The sequence below is a fragment of the Luteimonas salinisoli genome (assembly GCF_013425525.1).
Classification (GTDB): Bacteria; Pseudomonadota; Gammaproteobacteria; order Xanthomonadales; family Xanthomonadaceae; genus Luteimonas; species Luteimonas salinisoli.
Genome location: NZ_JACCKA010000009.1, coordinates 88,963 through 103,197, shown reverse-complemented (window position 1 = coordinate 103,197; position 14,235 = coordinate 88,963). Strand labels below are relative to the sequence as shown.

The window sequence follows — 14,235 nt, the reverse complement described above, 5'->3', positions numbered from 1 at the left end:
CGGCATCGAGCCGGCGGTGGTCGCCGGCACCAGCGCCGGCAGCGTGGTCGGCGCGCTGTACGCCGGCGGCATGGATCCGTTCGCGCTGCAGGAGCATGCGGTGGCGCTGGACGAGGCCAGCATCCGCGACGTGCGCCTGTTCTCCGGCGGGCTGATCCAGGGCCGCAAGCTGCAGGACCACGTCAACGCCCAGCTCGATGCGCGCCCGATCGAGCGCCTGCAGCGGCCGTTCGCGGCGGTGGCCACGCGCCTGGACAGCGGCGAGCGGGTGGTGTTCACCCGCGGCAACGCCGGCCAGGCGGTGCGCGCCTCCAGCAGCGTGCCCGGGGTGTTCGAGCCGGCGGTGATCGGCGGCCACAGCTACGTCGACGGCGGCATCGTCAGCCCGGTGCCGGTGGACGCCGCGCGCCAGCTCGGCGCCGACCTGGTGATCGCCGTGGACATCTCCAACAAGGCCACCGGCACCGCGCCGCAGGACATGCTGGGCATCGTCAACCAGTCGATCGCGATCATGGGCCAGCGCCTGGGCGCCGAGGAACTCGCCCGCGCCGACGTGGTGATCCGCCCGCAGGTCAACGACATCGGCCCGGCCGACTTCACCCGCCGCAGCGCCGCGATCCTGCAGGGCGAGCGCGCCGCGCTGGCGGCGCTGCCGCGGATCCGCGCCCGCATCGCCGAACTCGAACGGCAGCGCGCGGCCGCGCTGGCGCCGCGACCGATGCCGCAAGCCGAGCCCGCGCCGCAACCGGTCTGCGAGCGCGGCTGGCTTGAGGGATTGAATCCATTCCGCAGCGAGGACGCATGCGCCGCGCCGGAACAGGACGCCGATCGCCGGCGATAGCGCGCCGGCGCTGGCGTGGCCTGCCGCAACGCCCGGATCAGCAGGGCGAGATCGTGCCACCGGCGCCGCCGATGGCGCGCAACAACGCGGTCCCCAACCGCGCCCGGTTGAAAGCCACGTCGCCCAGCAGCAGCGCCACCACGAACAGGTAGATGCTGTACCCGAAGCCGACGTAGTCGTTGTGGACGATGGTGAAGAACCAGTCCTGGCGAAACAGATAGAACCAGCTGCCCACGAGCGTGGCCACCAGCAGCAGCCCGAGGGGCAGCAGCAGTTGTGCGGTGGCCGCGGGGCGCAGCAGCACGGTCGCCAGCAGCAGCGCGAACGCCAGCGCGTTGCTGGCGGTGAAGATCCGCAGATCGCGCAGCAGCGCCTCGACCACCGCCACGTAGCGGTCCTGGATCAACGCGGTCAGCTGCGGTTGCGCACCGGCCAGCCGGGCGATGCGGTGGCGGGTGCCCTCGCGAATCCCGTCCGCCAGGCGCTGGCGGCAGGCGCAGTCGGCATCGAGCATGGCGCCGACGACCGCCGCCACGCGCTCTGGCAGGCCGGCTTCGAGCCGCCGCTGCAGCGCATCGCTCTCGGCGCGGTAGCGCGTCGACAGCGCCGCCGCGACCTGCGCCACCCCCGGCTGGCGCAGCGCTTCGACCCGCTCGCCGAGCCGCTCGCGCACCCGCGCCTCCACCTGCTGCTGGACAAAGGCCCGGGCGGCGCGTTCGTAGTGGATCGGCGCCGCGAACGTGGCGGCGAACGCCGCCGCGAACAGCAGCAGCCCGGCCAGCCCGGCCAGGCCCAGAAGCGTCCTCATCGCCGCACCTCCATGCGTCGATCATGCCGCCGGCCAGCAACGGACGCCAGCGGCTCGGCCGGGCCGGGCCGGGAAATCGGCGGCGGTGCCGACGCTCAACCGTGCAGGAACGCGAGCGACGGCTTGGCCACCATCAGCCAGAACACGATCAGGAAGGAGAACAGCGCCGGCACCCCGAGCGCCGCCCAGCAGCCGAGCGTGGCGTCGTAGCGGCGCGGCAGCGGCGTCCCGCGTGCGGCCGCCTCGACGGCGATGTCGCGCAGCCGCATCTGCAGCCACACCACCGGCAGCCAGCACAGCGCGGCGATCAGGAACAGCACGATCGACCAGTACAGCCAGGGCGTGGTCAGCGGCATCCCCATGCGCCGGGCCAGGTACAGCCCGCTCAGGGGCTGGAACACGATGGTGGTGGCGGTGAACAGCCAGTCGGCGATCACCACCCAGCGCGCCACCACCGCCACCACGCGGGCGTCGCGCGTGCGGCTGATGAAGAGCAGATAGAACGCGGTGCCGACGCCGGTGCCGAACAGGAACGTCGACGACAGCACGTGCAGGTACTTGACGATCAGGTAGTCCATCGCGGGCGATCCAGTTCGTGCAGCGCGACCAGCGCCGCCAGCAGCGGCAGATTCTTCAGCACCGGCCCGTACGGGTGCGCCCAATACTCGGGCAGGAACACGCTGATGATCAGGGTGTACCCGGCGACCAGCGCGATCTGCGCGCGGTAGGCCCAGGTCCGCCAGCGCGGGACCAGCAGGGCGATCCCCAGCAGCAGGTCGAGTGCGGCCGCGCCGTAGAGCGCCAGCTGCGCCGCGCTACCGGTCAGGCCGGTCCGCGCCAGCAGCGCCAGGCTCTCGGCGACGGGAAAGACGAACGCGGACACCAGCGCGGTAGCGATCCACATCGCCGCCATCGCGTAGCGCAGCAGCGGCACCAGCCACTGCAGCCTTGCGCCGGCGCCCAGCCGCAGCTGCGCGGCCGGGTCGAAAAACCGTGGTGCCGGCCTGGGCGGCCGGCCCAGCAGCCGCGTGACCGGCGCCGCGTCGGCCACGCTGCCGGCCTCCAGCATCCGCAGCGAATCCGGGGTCACCAGGCTGCCCGGCAGGCGCACCGCCACACCCGCCGCGACGCGCGCGAGCATCACGGGCACCGGCAGGAAGCCGCGCGGGAGGCCCAGACCGCGCTTGAACTCCAGCAGATAGTCGCGCAGGGTCAGCGCCTGCGGGCCGACCGCGTCGACCACTGGCGGCGGCGAGGGCATCTCCAGCACACGCAGTACCAGCGCGGCCAGATCGTCCAGGTGCAGCGGCTGGATGGGCTGCCGCCCGCCGCCAGGCAGCGGGGTGAGGGGCAGCGCCGCCAGGCGTGCGAACCAGCGGGTGCTGGCGCCGGCAGGCGCGAACACCAGCGAGGGGCGCACCACCACCGCCTCGACCGGCACCGCCGCCAGGGCGGCATCGGCGTGGCCCTTCGACGCCAGGTACCCGGTGGCAGCCGACGGGTCGGCGCCGAGCGCCGAGATCTGCACGATGCGCCCGACCCCTGCGGCCGCTGCGGCCGCGAACAGCGCCGCCGGTCCCTTCACATGGAGCGCGTCGAAGTGCTGGCTATGCTGCTCCCGGAAGATGCCGACCGCGTTGACCACCGCATCGACGCCCCGCAGCGCGCGGGTCCAGGTGTCGGGGTCCGGCGCGGCGTAGTCGATTTCCAGTGGGTCCAGCGCCGGCCAGCGCCGGCGTACCGCTTCCAGGTTTCTCGCGCCGGGGATCACCGCATGGCCCGCCAGCAGCAAGCGCCCGACCAGTTCGGCACCGATCAGGCCGGTGGCGCCGGTCACCAGGATGCGCATCGCCACTCCTGGCTGAGCGCTTCGGGGTTGCCGGCGCGCGCGATGGTCTCGGGGTCGGTGGCGAGCATCCTGTCCACGCTTACCGTGTCCTGGCTGTGCAGCCGCGATGGCGGCTCGCCCGCGCGCGGCAGCAACGCCACCAGCCACTGGATCTGGGGCGAGCCGGCACGCTATCGCGATGCCCCCAGCCTGCGCCACACCGCGGCAGGGTACGCGATCCATCACGCCAGTTCGGTGTTCTGGGCCTGCGGCTTCGAGGCGACGGCCGACCGCCGCGGCAACGCGGCGCGGATTGCGGCCGGAGCCGCCGCCACCGCCGCGCTGGCCTACGTGGTGGACTACCACGTGGTGCCGCGACGGCTGACCCCGGGATTCGAGCGCCACCTGAGCGCCGCCGGGATGGCCGCCACCTACGGTGCCTTCGCCATCGGATTGTGCCTTGGCAACCGTGCATTCCGGCAGGGCCTGCTCAGACTGGCGCGCCGCGCCGGGCGGCGAGTGCGGCACGCAGTTCCAGCAGCGCCGGCACCCCGCACAACAGCGCCGCCGGTGCCAGCGCCAGCGCCCACACCGCCGCGCTGAGCGGCGGCTGGCGCAGCCGCAGGGCCCAGCCCGGCTCGGCCGCCGAGGACCAGCTGGCGGCGATCACCAGCCCAAGCGCGATCCACGGCCCCATGTCGAGCACGCTGTGCACGTGCTGCTCGAACGGCCGGATCTCGCGGCACCCGTACGCGCGCCGGGTGTCGATGTAGCCGACCACGGCATGCGCCAGCACCAGCAGCGCCAGCAATGCCCACACGGCCCAGCCAATCTCGAGCAGCAACAGTGCGAACACCCCGGTGCCGATCAGGCCGAGTTGCACCAGATGCATCGCCGACTCGCCGAGGCCGGAGGTGTGCGGCAGGTCGGTGGCGCGATGGCAGAGGAAGTCCGCGGTGCCTGCAAGCAGCCACGCCAGGTACCCGGCCCAGGCCAGCCACACCAGCGCCGGGGTCACTGCCGGTCCGGGTCCAGGCGCGCCGGGTCGAACGGCTCCAGCGGACGGCTGGCAGGTCCGTTGAGCACCGCGCCGGTCTGTCCATCGAACCGCGAACCGTGGCACGGGCAGTTCCAGGATTTCTCCGCCGCGCTCCAGCGCACCGCACAACCCAGGTGGGTGCAGCGCGCGCTGTGGCTGCACAGCCTGCCGTCGCCATCGCGGTACACCGCCACCCGGTGCATGCCGTGGCGGATCACCGCGCCCTCGCCCAGGCCCAGTTCGTCGAGCGCGTGGATGTCGCCGGCGCCCACCCAGTCGGCATACTGCGCGGCGACGTTGGCGTTCTCGCGCAGCCATTCGCCGGCGCCGCGGAACATCTTGCGTTTCGGGTCGTACAGCTGCGCCCACGGGTTGTCGCGGCCGACGATGAGGTCGGTCAGCAGCAGCCCGGCCAGGGTGCCATGGGTGATGCCGTTACCGGAATCGCCGGTGGCGATGTAGACGTTGGCCTCGCCGCCCGGGTCGCGGCCGATGAAGGCCAGGCCGTCGTTCGGTTCGATGATCTGCCCGGACCAGCCGTGACTGAAGCCGGTGACCGCCGGGAACATCCGTCGCGTCCATTCCTGCAGGCGCACGTACGCGGTCGGGTCCTCGTCCTGCCCGGTCTTGTGGTCGGCGCCGCCGACCAGCAGCAGCGCGTCGCCGCCGTCGCGCGCCTCCACCAGGCGCACGTAGTGGTAGGGATCGCCGTCGTCCCAGAGCAACGCATCCGGCGCCGCGCCGGCCGGTAGCCCGGCCGCGACCACGTAGCTGCGATAGGCGGCCTGCTTGGTATGGATCGCGACGGCCTCGTGGAACGGGACGTTGCTGGCGATCACGATGGCGGCGGCGTGCAGGGCCACGCCGTCGGCCAGATGCGCCACCGGGCGCTCGCCGCCTTCCACCTTCAGCGCCTCGGCGCGGAAGCAACGGACGCCGGCGTCCTGGGCCGCGGCGACCAGCGCGCGCAGGTACGCGTCGATGTCGATGCGCGCCTGTGCGGCGAAACGCAGCGCCGGGCGCATCGCCGGCACGCCCGGGACGCCGTCGTCGAGGAACTCGACCTCCAGCCCCGCGTCGCGCGCGGCGTCGAGTTCGCGGCGGATGCGGCGCTCGTCGCCGTCGTGCGGAAACAGGTATCCGGGCACTCGCCGGAACCCACAGCCGCCGCTGCCGGCGGCGAAGCGCTCGATCCAGTCGATCGCCGCGGCATGGCTGGCCGCGGCCTGGCGCGCGCCGTCGGCGCCGTGCCAGCGCGCCAGGTGATAGAAGCGGTCGTCCAGCGCCGAAGCCAGGTGGGCGGTGGTGCGCAGCGTTTCGCCGGCGCCCGGCCCCTCGCGGTCGATCACCACCACCTCGCGACCTTCCTGCGCGAGCCGCAGCGCCGTGGTCATCCCGGCGATACCGGCGCCGATCACCAGGACGTCGGGCGCCTCGCCGGCGGGCATGTCGCCGGAAAGCCGGTGCTCGAAGCCGGGGAGCCGATCCCAGACCGGAAGTGTGCGCGCATTGCCCGTGGTCATCGTCCGCTCCTGCGTGGTCCGGAGACGTGCGCGGGCCGCGGGGCGGCGCCGCGGCCGTCGTGGGCGGCAGTATTCGGCGCGGATCGTGAGTGGGCGGTGATGCCACGGCGGCGGTTGAGCGCAGGAACGCGGGCCGCGGCCGCTACGGCGCCTGCTCCGTCGACTCAGCGGTCGAAGCGGTATCCGGTCGCCACGGCCGACGGTCGCGCACCGAAGCCGTCGCGCAGCCCGCGCAGGCGCGGATACGGCGCCAGCGGCAGCACCTCGCGAAACTCGAGATGATCGAGCAGGCAGTACAGCGTGACCTCGAGCGTGCCGAACGCGCGGCGCGGAGGCTGCATCGCGAGCGCCCGCGTCGCGTGCTCCTCGAGCCAGGCCAGGCTGCCCAGCAGGCTGGCGCGCAGCTTGGCCTGCCGCTGGCCGGCGCCCGCGCCGGTCGCCGCGCCCATGATCAGCGCCACCTCGGTCGACATCGCCTGCAGCACCAGCTCCTGGGCGTTGGCCGCGAACGGCCGGTCGAGATCCTCGGGCCACGCCACGGCCGGGCGCTGCGCGGACCGCCGCCAAAGCTCGCGGCAGATGCTGATCGCCCCGAACCAGGGGCCGTCCGGGGTGCGCAGCACCGGCAGGCGCAGGGCCGGGTTGCCGCCGAAGGCCGCGGCGTCGGTGGCCATCAGGTCCGGGACCACCTCGAAGTCGTAGTCGACGCGCAGTTCGGCGGCGAAGATGCGCGTCACCCGGGTGAAGTGCGAACTGGAACGGCCGACGATGCCGATCGCGGCGGCCGGCGACGTTGCGCGCGGCGTCGCGGCCGACGGGCCCGAAGACTCCGGCGCCTGGCTCATCCCTTCGGCTCCGCCTTGATGATCGTGCCCTGCGCCACCGCCACCAGCCGTTCCTCGCCGTCGATGGCGGCGAAGACCTCGCAGCGGCACACCGCCTGGCGCTTGCCGGAGGACAGCACCTCGGCGCGGGCGAGAAGGCGCTCGCCGAGCGCCGGGCGCAGGTAGTTGATCTTGTACTCGGAGGTGACCGAATCGCCGAGCACCGAGCCCCCGGCATAGGTCAACGCGTTGTCCGCCAGATAGCCGACCACGCCGCCGTGGACGAATCCGTGCTGCTGCTTCAACTCGTCGCGAACGCGCAGGGCGAGCACCGCCCTGCCCGGCTCGAACACCTCCAGGGTGGTGCCGAGCAGCACGCTGAACGGCTGCTCGCGCAGCACCCGGCGGCCGAACTCGAACAGCGACGGGTTCATTCCAGGTACCGTTCCGGCACCGGCAGGCCCTGCAGCCGGAAGAACGCGAGCTGGTCGAAGTAGCCGCGCTGGAACGCGATCTCGCCGCCCGCCACGCGAAACAACCCGCAACCGCGCAGTCCGGTCGGGTCGCGCCATTCCAGGATCGCCCAGTCGCCGTCCTCGAAGATGTGCTCGACGATGCAGGTCATCCGGGCGCGGCCGAACTCGGCCGCGAACATCGCCCGGATCGCCTCGCGCCCGTGCAGCGGCTCCATCACCACCTGGTGGTTGACGGCGTCCACCGCGTACAGCGCGGCCAGGCCGTCGACGTCGGCGCGGTTGAAGCGCGCCACCCACTCCTGGACCAGTTGCTTCGGCGACATGGGAGGTCTCCGGTTGCGGTCGGGCGCGCGGCACCGTCGTTCCCGGTACCCGCGCCGGACGATTATTGGTTCGGCGGCGCCCGCTCGGCAAGCCGCGCCCGGATCGCTTCGGCGTAGCGCTCCAGCACGTCCCTTCCGGGCGTGGGCGGCGCCTGCGGATAGACCCGCAGGACGCCGTCGTCCAGCGTTCGCGGATGCACGTGGATGTGCAGGTGCGGCACTTCCTGGAACGCGGCCTCGCCGATCGAACTCCACAGGCTCAGGCCCTGGTTGGGAAACGCGGCGGCGACTGCGGCGGTGACCCGCGCGACCATCGCCATGAGGGCCGCACCGGTCGCGAAATCGAGCCCGCGGACGTCCGGCACGTGCCGCTTCGGAATCACCAGGGTGTGCCCCGGGTTGAACTGGCGCAGGTCCACGAAGGCCAACGCGAGCTCGTCCTCGCAAACCATGCTGGCGGGCTCGCTGCGGTCGACGATCCTGCAGAAGACGCAATCCCCGTCCATGTTCGCTCGGTTGCTCAGCCTTGGGCCTGGACCCGACCAGCGCATCGCCCAGCCATCAGCGTCGGGCGGGCGCCGATGGAAAATCGTCGCATCGAACCAACGGTGGCGCAAACGGCGACACTCGCGGCCACGCAATCCGCAACCGCAGCTGCCGCTCCTCGCGGCTACGGCAGCGGCACCCCCGCGTAGGCCTTGACCGTGCGCAGGACGAAGCTGGAATTGACGTCGGCCACGCCGCTGGCGTTGAGCAGCCGGTCGAGCAGGAAGCGGGAGAAGTGCTCGAGGTCCTGCACCATCACGTGCAGCAGGTAATCCATGTCGCCGGTCAGGGCATGGCAGGCGACCACCTCGTCCCAGCTGTGCACCGCGGTGGTGAAGCGCTCGACGTGGTCGGCGTCGTGCTTCTCCAGCTGTACCCGCACGAAGGCCTGCAGGCCGAGGCCCACCCGTTCGGGGTCGACCTGGGGGCGGTAGCCGGCGATCACCCCGCTGCGCTCCAGCCGCTGCACCCGGCGCAGGCAGGCCGAGGGCGAGAGGTGGACCCGTTCGGCCAGCTCGGCGTTGGTGAGGCGGTCGCCGCGCTGCAGTTCGGCCAGCAGATGCAGGTCGGTGCGGTCGAGGGGCGCGGCTTGCATGATTCTGCGGCTCCTTGGCTGATCTTCGCAAGAATATTGCTCCATCAGCCGGTCGGTGCGCAACAACACAACCCTGTTGCGCGGCGTCGGCGCTACAGTCGAGGGTCGAAAGCGACCGTGGAGACCGCCATGAACAGCCAGCCGCGCCGCGTGGAGAACCTGCAGACCGACAAGGGCAAGGTGCCGGTGTACGCCACGGGGATCGTCGAGCAGCCCTGGGACGACTACAGCGCCGCCGACCACGACACCTGGTCGCAGTTGTATGCGCGCCAGCGCGAGATCCTGCCCGGCCGCGCCTGCGACGAGTTCCTCGCCGCGCAGGACGCGATGGGCATGACGCCCGACCGCATCCCGAAATTCTCCGAGCTCAACCAGGTACTGACGGCGACCACAGGCTGGACCCTGATGGGTGTGGAGGGGCTGCTGCCGGAGCTGGACTTCTTCGACCACCTGGCCAATCGCCGCTTCCCGGTGACCTGGTGGATCCGCCGGCCCGACCAGATCGACTACATCGAGGAGCCGGACCTGTTCCACGACCTGTTCGGCCACGTGCCGCTGTTGATGAACCCGATGTTCGCCGACTACATGCAGGCCTACGGCAAGGGCGGGGTGAAGGCGCACGGCATCGGCGCCGACGCGCTGCAGAACCTGACCCGGCTGTACTGGTACACGGTGGAGTTCGGACTGATCCGGCAGGCCGACGGGCTGCGCATCTTCGGCGCCGGCATCGTCTCCTCCAAGGGCGAGTCGATCTACGCACTCGAGTCGGCGGCCCCGAACCGCATCGGCTTCGACCTCGAGCGGATCATGCGCACCCGCTACCGCATCGACAGCTACCAGAAGACCTATTTCGTGATCGACGGCTTCGAGCAGCTGATGCGCGCCACCGAGCCCGACTTCAGCCCGATCTATGCGCGCCTGGCCGAGCAGGAATCGCTGCCGGCGGGCAAGGTGCTCGACGTCGACAAGGTCTATCAGCGCGGCAGCGGGGAGGGGTGGCCGACCGACGCGGATGTGTGACCCGCCGGCGCCGGCGTTCGCACGCATGGCACGCTCCTGCACCGAGCACCTCGGGCCTGCTCCGTAGGAGCGATCCATGGCCGCGAAGGCCGCGGGAGATTCCGGCCGGGTTTGGCCGGTCGCCGAGGGTTGCGCCCGTGGTGGAACGGCAACGCCACGGTGTGCACACTGTGGCGCCCTGTCCGGTAACCGATCGATGTTGAGCCTGTGCCTGGCCTGCGCGCTGTCGCCCGTCGGCGCCGCCGTCCTGGATCCCGTCGATCGCCAGGCGCCCGCCGTGGAGGCGCCCACCCTGCAACCGGTGGTGGTGGAGGCCACGCGCCTGCGCGGCGTGCCGGCGTTCGAGACGCCCGCATCGACCGCCACCATCCCGCTGGGCGGCGAAAACAACGGCGCCGGCGGCGACGTCTCCGAGGTGCTGCGCGGCGTGCCCGGGCTGCTGGCGCGCGACCGCCGGAACCTGGCCCAGGACACCCAGCTCTCGATCCGAGGCTTCGGCGCGCGCTCGACCTTCGGGGTGCGCGGGCTACGGCTGTATGCCGACGGCATCCCCGCCTCGATGCCGGACGGGCAGGGCCAGCTGTCGCACTTCAGCCTCGCCGGCGGCGACCGCATCGAGGTGATCCGCGGGCCGTTCTCGGCGCTGCACGGCAATTCCTCCGGCGGCGTGGTGCAGATCTGGAGCGCCGAGGGCGCGCCCGGCGATCCCTGGCGCGCGCGCGCCGCCGCCGGCAGCGACGACACCTGGTCCGCGGCCGCGCAGCTGCTCGGCGCCGGGGCGCGGGTCGACTACAACCTGGCGCTGTCGCGCTACGACACCGGCGGCTGGCGGGACCACAGCGCCGCGCGCCGCGACACCGCCAATCTCAGGCTCGGCGTCGACCTCGGCCCGCACCGGCGCCTGCAGCTGGTGGTCAACCGGGTCGACGTGCCCGAGGCGCGCGATCCGCTCGGCCTGACCGCACAGCAGATGCGCGACGACCCGCGCCAGGCCGTGGCCAACGCGCACCTGTTCGACACCCGCAAGACGGTGCGCCAGGACCAGGCCGGCGCCACCTACGAGCACGGACTCGGCGAGGCGCACACGCTGCGGCTGATGGCCTACGGTGGCCGCCGCGAGGTGATGCAGGTGCTGCCGATCCCGGCCGTGGCGCAGGCCAATCCGCTCAGCGCCGGCGGCGTGATCGACCTGGACAACCGCTACGACGGACTGGACGCGCGCTGGTCCTGGCAGCGGGGCGCCGCAAGACCGCTGGAGATCACCGTCGGCGGGAACCTCGACCAGCAGCGCCAGCACCGCCGCGGCTTCGAGAACTTCGTCGGCGAGGCCCTCGGCGTGCGCGGCGCGCTGCGCCGCGACGAGCGCAACAGCGTCGACAACGCCGACCTCTACGCGCAGGCGTGGTGGCGCTTCGCAGAGCGCTGGTCGCTGCTCGCGGGCGTGCGCCGCAGCGAGGTGAGATTCGAGTCCCGAGACCGCTACGTCACCGACGCCAATCCCGACGACAGCGGCCGGGTGCGTTTCTCGCACACCGCGCCGGTCGCGGGACTGACCTTTGCGCCGCGCGAGGATCTGCGCCTGTACCTGTCGGCGGGGCGCGGCTTCGAAACGCCGACCTTCAACGAGATGTCCTACCGCGCCGACGGCGGCGCCGGCCTCGCGTTCGGGCTGCGGCCGGCGGTGAGCGACAACCTGGAGCTGGGGGCGAAATGGCGCGGCCGGGGCGGGGCGACGCTGGAGGCGGCGCTGTTCCGCGCCGAGACCGACGACGAGCTGGCGGTGGCGCGCAACGTCGGCGGCCGCAGCAGCTTCCGCAACGTCGGCAGCGCGCGGCGCCAGGGCTTCGAGGCCGCCTGGGCCGCACCGCTCGGCGCGGCCTGGGATCTGCGCCTGGCCTATACCCGGCTGGACGCCACGTTCCGCGAGCCCTACCTGATCTGCCAGGGCGCGGGCTGCACCGTGCCCGACACCGAGGTCGGCGCCGGCGCGCGCATCCCCGGGGTGCCGGAGCAGCAATTGTTCGCACGGCTGCAGTGGCGGGGCGCGGCGTGGAGCGCCGCATTCGAGGGCGAGGCGACCGGCGAGGTGATGGTGAACGACCTCGGCACCGAATCGGCCGCCGGCTACGGCCTGCTGCACCTGGAAGCCGCGCGACGCTGGCGCGGCCGCCACGGCGAGCTGCGCATGTTCGCGCGCATCGACAACCTGCTCGACCGTGCCCACGCGGGTTCGGTGATCGTCAACGAGGGCAACGGCCGCTTCTACGAGCCCGGCGGCGGACGCGGCTGGCTGCTCGGCGCGCAGTGGGACTGGACACGCTAGTGACGCCCGGCGCGCGGCGGGGCCGGCCCGTCGGAGCGGCGGCCCGCTGCCGCGACAGCGCGAATGGCTCCGGCGAGGAAGGCGGCGATCCCGATCGTTTCCGGCGGTGTCGGTCTTCGCGTGCATGGCCCGCTCCTGCGGGGAGCCGTTGAGGCGGGCGACCGCCGGGCGCTCAGATCCAGCCGTCGCTGCCCACTGCGCGCAGGTAGGCCTGCAGGTCGCGTGCGGGGTGCTCCTCGAATCGCTCGCCGGTCTCCGCCACCGCCCGCATCCGGTCGGGGCGGAAGTTGCGAAAATCGGCGCGCAGCCGGCACCAGGCGCCGAGCGTCCATGCGCCGCCCCAGAATGCCAGGCACAGCGGCTCGACCTCGCGACGGCTGGGTTGGCCGGCCTCGTCGCGGTAGTCGAACGCCAGCACCCGACGCGCCTCGATCGCGGCGTGCAGGCGGTCGATGATGCCGCTGGCCTCGATGCGATCGCCACGGGCAGGCGCGTAGATGCGGGTCCGTTGCGCGCGCGCCTGCAGCGGCGGCGGCAGCACCGCCTCGATCTTGAGCAGCGCCGAACGCGCGCCCGCGGCCAGCCTGCTGCCGCCGAAAGCGCGCACGAAGCGGGTGCCGGCCACCAGCGCTTCGAGCTCGTCGCCGTCGAACATCAGCGGCGGGACGTCCGCGCCCTTGCGCAGTACGTAGCCCACCCCGGCCTCGCCCTCGATCGGCACGCCCGACAGCTGCAGGTCGGCGACGTCGCGGTACACGGTGCGCACCGACACGCCCAGGGTCTCGGCCAGCGCGCGCGCCGGCAGCGCCGAGCGGCGGCCGCGCAGGGCATGGATGACGAGAAACAGCCGGTCGGCGCGACGCATGGGCGCATCATCGCCCGCGGCCGCGCCGCGGGCCAGCGTGGGCCGGCAGCCGCGCCGCTCACCAGGGCGAGGCCGCGGTCGGGCGCAGGCGCATCGTTTCGCAGGCCCGCGGCGCGATGCCGTCCGCCTCCGCATGCCACACCTCGGCCGTGTCGTCCGGCCACGCCGGCACCCGCGCGAACCAGGCGAATACGTGCTCGCCCTCGCGTACCGGCAGCGCCGGGAAGCTGTTGCGCGCATGCTCGCTGGCGAACGCGCCGAGCAGGGCCGCGCCCTTCGCCTGCCAGCGCGGCCATACCTGATGGCGGAACCGTTCCGGCAGCGCCGGATCGATCGGCGCGTCGAAATGGCAGATCGCTCCGATCACGCCGGCACCCGGGCCGCCCATCGCGGGAGCGGCGGCGGGAGCATCCGGTTCGAGCACCGGCCGCAGCAGCAGCACGTCGTCGGAATCGACCATGGTGGCGTTGGCGGCATCGCGATGGCGGCGCCAGACCGGACCGCCGTAGAACGCCTGCAGCGCCCGGCCCCGGGCCTCCATGTCCGGGAAGCCGCGAAGCCAGACGAAACGCTCCGGCACGTCGAGGTCGGAGAATCGCCCCAGCAAACGCATGCCGCACGCCTCCTGCGGCGCGGCGAGCCGGGCCTCGAACAAGTCGATCAGCGTCTCGCGCCGTCCCGGGTGCAGGGTATAGCGGCGCAACTCGACCACCGCCGGCAGGCTGCCGCTCATGCCGGCATCCGGGTGAAGTACATGTGCCAGTTGGTTTCCCAGCTGGCCCCGCCGTCGGCGGACAGCGCCTGCTGCCAGTGCGCGCCGTCGGCGGCGATGTCGCTCCAGATGAAACGCGCCAGCACCATCCGGCCCTGGTGCCGGTCCAGGCCGTGGAAGGTGCCCACGCCGTCGACGAAGCCGCCGGTCACCGGCGCCTCCAGCTCTCCGGCACGGTTGCTGGCCCAGTAGATGCTCCATTGCCGGGCCTGGGGATTGAACAGGCGCAGGGTCATGCCCAGCAGACCGCCCTGCCAGTCGCTGCAGAACTCGTCGGTATTGCCGAGGCCGCCCAGCACCGGGCGGCAGCTGACTTCGGCGTCGAAGCGGTCCCAGTCCCGGCAACCGCACAGGCGCGCGCCGAGGCGCTCGTTGCGCACCCGCCAACGGCCATGGCTGAAGTCGAAATCGTGGCGTCCGTCGTCCTGATCGGGGCTGGCGTGCATGGTGCG

16 protein-coding genes are annotated in these 14,235 nt (G+C 72.7%); 3 read left to right on the top strand and 13 right to left on the bottom strand.

The features are described 5' to 3' along the window. Nucleotides 1-841, top strand: an 841-nt coding sequence (locus H0E84_RS01445) for a patatin-like phospholipase family protein (RefSeq protein ID WP_180676835.1), incomplete at its 5' end; no start/stop codon positions are given. Nucleotides 842-878: 37 nt separating this feature from the next. Here the strand turns inward: H0E84_RS01445 and H0E84_RS01440 are convergent. The 10 genes from H0E84_RS01440 to H0E84_RS01395 form a co-directional block, all read right to left on the bottom strand. Further along, complete coding sequence (locus tag H0E84_RS01440; protein ID WP_180676834.1) at nt 879-1,649, bottom strand: hypothetical protein; 771 nt, start codon at nt 1,647-1,649, stop codon at nt 879-881. Nucleotides 1,650-1,744: 95 nt separating this feature from the next. Further along, entirely contained in the window at nt 1,745-2,227 is a 483-nt protein-coding gene (locus tag H0E84_RS01435) for a DUF2269 family protein (protein WP_180676833.1), read from the bottom strand. Next, nucleotides 2,215-3,498, bottom strand: a complete 1,284-nt coding sequence (locus H0E84_RS01430; protein WP_180676832.1) for an SDR family oxidoreductase — start codon at nt 3,496-3,498, stop codon at nt 2,215-2,217. Before H0E84_RS01430 ends, H0E84_RS01435 begins: the two co-directional genes overlap by 13 nt. 469 nt (nt 3,499-3,967) lie before the next feature. Next, nucleotides 3,968-4,495 (bottom strand): hypothetical protein, encoded by a 528-nt coding sequence (locus H0E84_RS01425; RefSeq protein ID WP_345776245.1) that lies wholly within the window; start codon nt 4,493-4,495, stop codon nt 3,968-3,970. Further along, entirely contained in the window at nt 4,492-6,039 is a 1,548-nt protein-coding gene (locus H0E84_RS01420) for an FAD-dependent oxidoreductase (protein WP_257643998.1), read from the bottom strand. Before H0E84_RS01420 ends, H0E84_RS01425 begins: the two co-directional genes overlap by 4 nt. Nucleotides 6,040-6,203: 164 nt before the next feature. Continuing rightward, a complete protein-coding gene (locus H0E84_RS01415; RefSeq protein WP_219339534.1) occupies nt 6,204-6,884 on the bottom strand; it encodes a glutathione S-transferase family protein in 681 nt (226 codons plus the stop codon). Continuing rightward, nucleotides 6,881-7,297 carry a PaaI family thioesterase gene (locus H0E84_RS01410; protein ID WP_180676831.1) on the bottom strand — a complete coding sequence of 139 codons (417 nt, stop codon included), beginning with the start codon at nt 7,295-7,297 and terminating at the stop codon, nt 6,881-6,883. The genes H0E84_RS01415 and H0E84_RS01410 overlap by 4 nt, the downstream gene beginning before the upstream one ends. Further along, nucleotides 7,294-7,662 (bottom strand): nuclear transport factor 2 family protein, encoded by a 369-nt coding sequence (locus H0E84_RS01405; RefSeq protein ID WP_180676830.1) that lies wholly within the window; start codon nt 7,660-7,662, stop codon nt 7,294-7,296. Before H0E84_RS01405 ends, H0E84_RS01410 begins: the two co-directional genes overlap by 4 nt. 62 nt (nt 7,663-7,724) lie before the next feature. Continuing rightward, nucleotides 7,725-8,168, bottom strand: coding sequence for an HIT family protein (locus tag H0E84_RS01400; RefSeq protein ID WP_180676829.1), 444 nt, complete (start codon nt 8,166-8,168; stop codon nt 7,725-7,727). Nucleotides 8,169-8,332: 164 nt separating this feature from the next. After that, complete coding sequence (locus H0E84_RS01395; RefSeq protein ID WP_180676828.1) at nt 8,333-8,803, bottom strand: Lrp/AsnC family transcriptional regulator; 471 nt, start codon at nt 8,801-8,803, stop codon at nt 8,333-8,335. A 129-nt stretch (nt 8,804-8,932) separates the two neighbouring features. On the opposite strand from H0E84_RS01395, the gene phhA reads away from it, so the two are divergent. Beyond that, nucleotides 8,933-9,823, top strand: coding sequence for a phenylalanine 4-monooxygenase (gene phhA, locus H0E84_RS01390; RefSeq protein ID WP_180676827.1), 891 nt, complete (start codon nt 8,933-8,935; stop codon nt 9,821-9,823). A gap of 196 nt (nt 9,824-10,019) precedes the next feature. Then, complete coding sequence (locus tag H0E84_RS01385; RefSeq protein WP_180676826.1) at nt 10,020-12,146, top strand: TonB-dependent receptor family protein; 2,127 nt, start codon at nt 10,020-10,022, stop codon at nt 12,144-12,146. Between the two features lie 172 nt (nt 12,147-12,318). Here the strand turns inward: H0E84_RS01385 and H0E84_RS01380 are convergent, their stop codons facing one another. Genes H0E84_RS01380 through H0E84_RS01370 form a run of 3 tightly spaced genes read right to left on the bottom strand, consistent with a single transcriptional unit; the run spans nt 12,319 to nt 14,229 of the window. After that, a complete protein-coding gene (locus tag H0E84_RS01380) occupies nt 12,319-13,011 on the bottom strand; it encodes a helix-turn-helix transcriptional regulator (protein ID WP_180676825.1) in 693 nt (230 codons plus the stop codon). A gap of 58 nt (nt 13,012-13,069) precedes the next feature. Then, the gene (locus tag H0E84_RS01375; protein ID WP_180676824.1) at nt 13,070-13,744 is read right to left on the bottom strand and encodes an NIPSNAP family protein; all 675 of its coding nucleotides are present in this window, start codon (nt 13,742-13,744) and stop codon (nt 13,070-13,072) included. Further along, nucleotides 13,741-14,229 carry a hypothetical protein gene (locus H0E84_RS01370; RefSeq protein WP_180676823.1) on the bottom strand — a complete coding sequence of 163 codons (489 nt, stop codon included), beginning with the start codon at nt 14,227-14,229 and terminating at the stop codon, nt 13,741-13,743. The genes H0E84_RS01375 and H0E84_RS01370 overlap by 4 nt, the downstream gene beginning before the upstream one ends. Between the last annotated feature and the right edge of the window lie 6 nt (nt 14,230-14,235).

What these genes read in the sequence shown, in the direction of transcription:
- H0E84_RS01440 (WP_180676834.1), bottom strand. Translation starts at nt 1,649, where the DNA reads ATGAGGACGCTTCTGGGCCTGGCCGGGCTGGCCGGGCTGCTGCTGTTC.
- H0E84_RS01435 (WP_180676833.1), bottom strand. Translation starts at nt 2,227, where the DNA reads ATGGACTACCTGATCGTCAAGTACCTGCACGTGCTGTCGTCGACGTTC.
- H0E84_RS01430 (WP_180676832.1), bottom strand. Translation starts at nt 3,498, where the DNA reads ATGCGCATCCTGGTGACCGGCGCCACCGGCCTGATCGGTGCCGAACTG.
- H0E84_RS01420 (WP_257643998.1), bottom strand. Translation starts at nt 6,039, where the DNA reads ATGACCACGGGCAATGCGCGCACACTTCCGGTCTGGGATCGGCTCCCC.
- H0E84_RS01415 (WP_219339534.1), bottom strand. Translation starts at nt 6,884, where the DNA reads ATGAGCCAGGCGCCGGAGTCTTCGGGCCCGTCGGCCGCGACGCCGCGC.
- H0E84_RS01410 (WP_180676831.1), bottom strand. Translation starts at nt 7,297, where the DNA reads ATGAACCCGTCGCTGTTCGAGTTCGGCCGCCGGGTGCTGCGCGAGCAG.
- H0E84_RS01405 (WP_180676830.1), bottom strand. Translation starts at nt 7,662, where the DNA reads ATGTCGCCGAAGCAACTGGTCCAGGAGTGGGTGGCGCGCTTCAACCGC.
- H0E84_RS01400 (WP_180676829.1), bottom strand. Translation starts at nt 8,168, where the DNA reads ATGGACGGGGATTGCGTCTTCTGCAGGATCGTCGACCGCAGCGAGCCC.
- H0E84_RS01395 (WP_180676828.1), bottom strand. Translation starts at nt 8,803, where the DNA reads ATGCAAGCCGCGCCCCTCGACCGCACCGACCTGCATCTGCTGGCCGAA.
- phhA (WP_180676827.1), top strand. Translation starts at nt 8,933, where the DNA reads ATGAACAGCCAGCCGCGCCGCGTGGAGAACCTGCAGACCGACAAGGGC.
- H0E84_RS01385 (WP_180676826.1), top strand. Translation starts at nt 10,020, where the DNA reads ATGTTGAGCCTGTGCCTGGCCTGCGCGCTGTCGCCCGTCGGCGCCGCC.
- H0E84_RS01380 (WP_180676825.1), bottom strand. Translation starts at nt 13,011, where the DNA reads ATGCGTCGCGCCGACCGGCTGTTTCTCGTCATCCATGCCCTGCGCGGC.
- H0E84_RS01375 (WP_180676824.1), bottom strand. Translation starts at nt 13,744, where the DNA reads ATGAGCGGCAGCCTGCCGGCGGTGGTCGAGTTGCGCCGCTATACCCTG.
- H0E84_RS01370 (WP_180676823.1), bottom strand. Translation starts at nt 14,229, where the DNA reads ATGCACGCCAGCCCCGATCAGGACGACGGACGCCACGATTTCGACTTC.